Raw genomic sequence first — 5069 nt, forward strand, 5'->3', positions numbered from 1 at the left:
CTCTTATCCCTCTCTCCTTCCCTTCCCCCAGAATGGGCCTATTGATTTTTGTTGTTGTTTCTCGCAGAATATAATGGTGGTTGCAATTTTTATATAGGGGGTCCGTTTTTTATGTGGGAAGAGTTTAAAAAGTTTGCTTTGAAGGGCAATGTCCTGGATTTGGCTGTCGGGGTCATTATCGGGGCGGCTTTCGGAAAAATCGTTACTTCGCTGGTGAATGACATTATCATGCCGATTGTCGGATTAGTAACATTCGGTGAGGATTTTTCAAATCTGGCTTATAAGGTTATAAAATACGGAGCGTTTTTACAAGCTGTCGTAAACTTTTTCATTACCGCTTTTGCTATTTTTCTATTTATCAGGCTAATTACACGCTTTAAAAAGAAGAAAGAGGAACAGAAGACCGAGCCAAAACCTGACCTAAAAGAAGAACTTCTTATTGAGATCCGAGATTTATTAAAAGAAAATAAACGAATTAATGAAACTTCCTGAGCCTGTCACCGTATATATTATCAAACAAAAATTATGAGGTGACCTTGAATGTACGCTTATTCTGAAAAAACATTAATGCCATCGGTGATGCGCACGTTTGCGATTTCACTGGCAATTGCCTTTATTGGTACAATGGCCGGAGTATTTGTCCCGCCTGCGCTGTTCCTTCCCCTTGTTATTATCGAGGTTGTGATGCTGATCAGCATATTCTTTTTACGTAAAAGGAAAGCTGTATCGTATACGTTCTTATACGCGTTTACGTTTATTTCCGGAATTACGATGTATCCAGTCATCGCCCATTATGTCGCTACCTCTGGCGCAAATGTAGTCATCAACGCACTTGGAACTACGACAGTCGTATTTGGCGGACTTGCTTTGTACGCTTCAAAAACGAAGCGCGACCTTAGCTTCCTTGGCGGCATGCTGATGGCAGCGTTACTAGCTTTAATCGCGATCAGCATCTTCAATATTTTCTGGCCGCTCAGCTCGACAGGTATGCTGGCATATTCTTTCATTGGAATTCTTGTATTCAGCGGTTATGTTTTATTTGATATCAACAGGATGAAGCATTACGGTGTAAGCCCAGAAGAGGTGCCTTTGATGGCTCTAAACCTGTACCTGGACTTCATCAACCTATTCCTATACATCCTTCGCTTCTTTGGGGTAATATCGAGCAGGGATTAATAAATAGGCATGACTAAGGCAGCTCATTTCCGGGCTGCCTTTTCCTTTTTCCAAAACTTGGTTTAAAAACCAGTTTTTAATTGAGTTTATTAAGTTTTCAGTCATTTCATCCGGGTATATAAATAGTGCAAGGCCATTACAAAACAAAGAAGGGACTGGTTAAAGTGGAGAACTTTACGGCGACTTCGGAATATGTCATTGGCTTAGCAAACGGAGGAAGATTCGCGTTGCTGTCTCAAGGCACGCTGGTCTTAAATCGATGGACGTAACATCGATTCAAACCAGTTAAGTTTTTGAGTAAGCGATAACCGAATACTACTTCAGCATCGGTCCATTGGATCGACCAAGGCCAATACAAATCAAGAAGGGACTGGTTAAAGTGAAGAACTTTACGGCGACTTCGGAATACGTCATTGGCTATGCAAGCGGAGGAAGATTTGCGTTGCTGTCTCAAGGTACGCTGGTCTTAAATCGATACATTTGAGATCGATTTGCCTCAGTGAGTTATTTTGATCAGCAATAACTAATACTCCTCCAAATTGTCCGCAAGACCTGAGCAATGCCAAGATCAACATAGAAGGGACTGGTTAAAGTGGAGAACTTTACGGCGACTTCGGAATACGTCATTGGCTTAGCAAGTGGAGGAAGATTTGCGTTGCTGTCTCAAGGCACGCTGGTCTTAAATCGATACATTTAAGATCGATTTACCCCGACGGAAATTGAATACAAAAACTGAATACTCCTCCCATCGTCCGTTTGTCGGACTTAAAAAAGGTGCTGGCCTGATGGCTTGCACCTTTTTTAATTGAATGTCATTTCATTTCTATGAGGGTTCAACCTTTTCAAATTACTGGCTGACACCCTTTTTTCTCGAATGTGCTCCCATGGTTTACAAAATTCTACTAAAGGATATTTAATAACTATCAATTACAAGGAGGTTTTTTCACATGGAGAAAGATCATATGATTCATAAAGATGGCGAAGTGGATACTAGCAAGGTGGACGAGACTCTCAATCGACTGGATCGTGAACGTGCAGAGGAAATCCTTGGTGACTTCAGTGAATTTAAATCCTATCTGAGCAAGCGGATCCAGCTTGGTAAAACAGCAGGATTAAATGAAGAACAGCTTGCAAACACTGCGCAGAAAATTGCTGACTATCTTGCTGATAAAGTAGAACCGCGCAACCGTGAGGAACAGCTATTAAAAGAGCTTTGGAAGGTAGGCACGGAAGAAGAGCAGCACAAACTTGCACATATGCTGGTAAAACTGGCTGAATAGTTTTCAATAAAAAATCGCCCTGCTAAAAAGGGCGATTTTTTGTTATTTGAAAAATGAATTCTTCTTCCTGCCTTTTAAAATATCTCCCATCCAGCCCTTCATTCTTAAGTAAATATAAAGGCCAACAGTTGATACCAAAATCAATGCAGCAGCCATCGCATATCCTAGCTTCCATTCTAGCTCCGGCATGACCTTAAAGTTCATCCCCCAAAGTGCTCCCCAGGCCATGACCGGTGTAAATAAAACAGTCATTACAGTGAGCGTCTTCATGATTTCATTCCCGCGATGTGTCGAAACGACTTCCTCAAGGTTGATCATTGTATCGATTTCTTGCTGGTATGCATTTAAAAGCATCTGGATTCTTTCAATCCGGGTAGCGACCCTGCTGAATTCTGACATCTTATTAATATCACTGCCGTAAGCTTCTTCTGCAATATACTTCAACTCTGTTATCGGGATTAACAAATTCCTCCAAATCAAGAGTTCATGGCGATTTTCATACACTCTCTCCAATAACTCGAGATTGTTCTGTTCTTTCAATTTCCAGAGCAATTCATGCAGCTGCTCTTCATATTCATCTATTCTCTTTAAATAATTCAGGAGGATTTCTCCCAGTAAAATAAAAAAACCTTCCACACCATTTTCCGCTTGTTCCATTTGATTTTGAACACTTTCATGATTGCAATTCAGGACTGAAAAGTCAAAATCTATTGTGATAAAGAACTCCTTGCAGATATAAAAATGGAAGATGTTTTTTTCGTGCTTCTCTTCGATATCCTGCCGATAAATCAGGGAGCCCCAAATGTACTCTTCTCCCCTTGTTTGTGTATTTAACTGAAGAAAGTTAGCTTGATTATCTTTTATGTTGTTGTACCAGTTATTGCAGGTAGGATATATAGTAGTGATCTCGTTAAGCTCGGAAGCTTGTCCCGCTTGGAAATCATGCCACTTCCATTTCCCCTCGTTAAAAGTATAATGCATGGGTCTCAGACCTTTCATATTCTAGTCATAATTTCAAATAATACTTTTCCCTTAAAAGAGCATATTGAAACGGAATAACGGTTAGAACTTGGAAATACTTCCAATCCAAATATGTTTTTTATCTCGATAAAGCGGGTAAACAATAACATACGAGGCAGCCAAAAATCGCTTTAGGCCTCTATGCACTTAAAAAAGTGTCATTAATAGGAGGGACTATACTATGCAAACTGGCTCAATGAAATCTGCAGTCATGTTAGGTGTTGGAGCAGCGGCATTGTGGATGGCGATGAAACCTGAAAATAAATCAAAACTTACAAATATGGCAACTCAGATGAAGGATAAAATCATGCCATCAGGAAAAACGGATGTCACACCTGTTCAAAAAGCAGGTAACCCTGACCCGCTTGACCTTGAAGACAACAAGATGGTCAGCGAAGGCTCCATGTATGGAGTAAACTACTACAACGAGAATCTGCAACATCAATAACCTGTCCGGGGATCAATTCCCCGGTTTATTTTTGTTTAAATTCACCCTCGACTACTAATACTATGGTGGATTGAGGAGGCAGGAGGAATGGGTATTTTATTTATTTTCATTTACCTTTTCATTGTTTTTACCGTCATCGAAATTAATTCTTCAATTTTTGTCGCCACAGGGCTAGATCGAAAAATTGCCAGATTCCAGGTAATATCCATGCTTACGGGCACCGGATTTACTACTGGCGAATCCGAGCTGATCATCGACCATCCAGTCAGGAGAAAATTAGGTGCTTTTTTAATTCTCTTTGGAGCATTCTCTCTTGCGGTTATCATTTCCGTTATCACACAATTGTTATCAGATACGTTTTATACAATGGAAATTGCCTATACAGCAGGAGCACTACTCGTTATTTTATTCATCCTTCGTGTACCAGGTGTGAAAAATCGACTGTCTGAAAAGCTGAAGAGTGAAATGGAGGAAACTTATGAGCTGGCCGACCTGCCGATTCGAGATGTCCTGCTGATGGAGGAAGACGATAAGGTAAGGGAAATTTCCATTGACGAAGAATCTCGTTTCGCCGGAAAGAAGTTTGATGAAATCGTCGGTATTGAGGATGACCTCATTCTTCTCTTCATTAAAAGAGGTGACATCGCTATTCGCAATAAAGCGTACCAAACAGAACTCGAGCCGGGTGACCGCCTCGTTTTATATGGCAGCAACCCATTAATCGATGATAAATTTAAAGATACCTGACCAAGCAGCAGTGGATTAACTACCCTTGGTCAGGCATTTTGTTATTTTTGCGCAGATCGGCGATTCCTTCCTTGCACACCCCATATTGGAGCCATGAGCAATTTTTGCAAAGGTAATCAAGATCGTCTGGTTCGACCTTTTCTGCAGTTAATTTTACAAGGTAGGATTTTAAATAGCTGTTTCCAGGTTCCAGACCTAAATGGCGAATGATTTTGCCGTCCATTGATAACACATGTTCATTTGACCCCTCACCAGCTTCACAAATTTCAAGCCCCCGGTGCGGGCACGACATACAGGCATCATCGAATGCTGCCACAACCTTTATGTAAAAATCCTGCTCAGAATCTCGTATATCATTTACGATGCTTTCCATCTTTTTAACAAACTCAGGACTATAT

General features: G+C 40.7%; 7 protein-coding genes. 5 read left to right on the forward strand and 2 right to left on the reverse strand.

The window, feature by feature from the left end:
- Positions 1-111 precede the first annotated feature (111 nt).
- The 3 genes from mscL to WB217_RS15300 all read left to right on the forward strand — a co-directional run bounded on the left by mscL (position 112) and on the right by WB217_RS15300 (position 2456).
- The gene (mscL, locus tag WB217_RS15290) at positions 112-492 is read left to right on the forward strand and encodes a large conductance mechanosensitive channel protein MscL (RefSeq protein WP_423994097.1); all 381 of its coding nucleotides are present in this window, start codon (positions 112-114) and stop codon (positions 490-492) included.
- 48 nt (positions 493-540) lie between these two features.
- On the forward strand, positions 541-1176 hold the full coding sequence (locus tag WB217_RS15295; protein ID WP_423994098.1) for a Bax inhibitor-1/YccA family protein: 636 nt from the start codon (positions 541-543) through the stop codon (positions 1174-1176).
- Between the two features lie 947 nt (positions 1177-2123).
- Entirely contained in the window at positions 2124-2456 is a 333-nt protein-coding gene (locus tag WB217_RS15300) for a DUF3243 domain-containing protein (protein WP_423994099.1), read from the forward strand.
- A gap of 42 nt (positions 2457-2498) precedes the next feature.
- Here WB217_RS15300 and WB217_RS15305 read toward each other — a convergent pair whose 3' ends face one another.
- The gene (locus WB217_RS15305; RefSeq protein WP_423994100.1) at positions 2499-3437 is read right to left on the reverse strand and encodes a magnesium transporter CorA family protein; all 939 of its coding nucleotides are present in this window, start codon (positions 3435-3437) and stop codon (positions 2499-2501) included.
- A 220-nt stretch (positions 3438-3657) separates the two neighbouring features.
- On the opposite strand from WB217_RS15305, the gene WB217_RS15310 reads away from it, so the two are divergent.
- Together WB217_RS15310 and WB217_RS15315 are read left to right on the forward strand one after the other, a co-directional pair.
- Positions 3658-3924, forward strand: coding sequence for a hypothetical protein (locus WB217_RS15310; protein WP_423994101.1), 267 nt, complete (start codon positions 3658-3660; stop codon positions 3922-3924).
- An 87-nt stretch (positions 3925-4011) separates the two neighbouring features.
- On the forward strand, positions 4012-4671 hold the full coding sequence (locus tag WB217_RS15315; protein WP_423994102.1) for a TrkA C-terminal domain-containing protein: 660 nt from the start codon (positions 4012-4014) through the stop codon (positions 4669-4671).
- A gap of 19 nt (positions 4672-4690) precedes the next feature.
- Here WB217_RS15315 and WB217_RS15320 read toward each other — a convergent pair.
- Positions 4691-5069 (reverse strand): DUF1284 domain-containing protein (locus WB217_RS15320; protein WP_423994104.1); only part of this gene is annotated, 379 nt, incomplete at its 5' end.

It is taken from the genome of Mesobacillus sp. (genome assembly GCF_049588175.1).
Lineage (GTDB): Bacteria > Bacillota > Bacilli > Bacillales > Cytobacillaceae > Mesobacillus.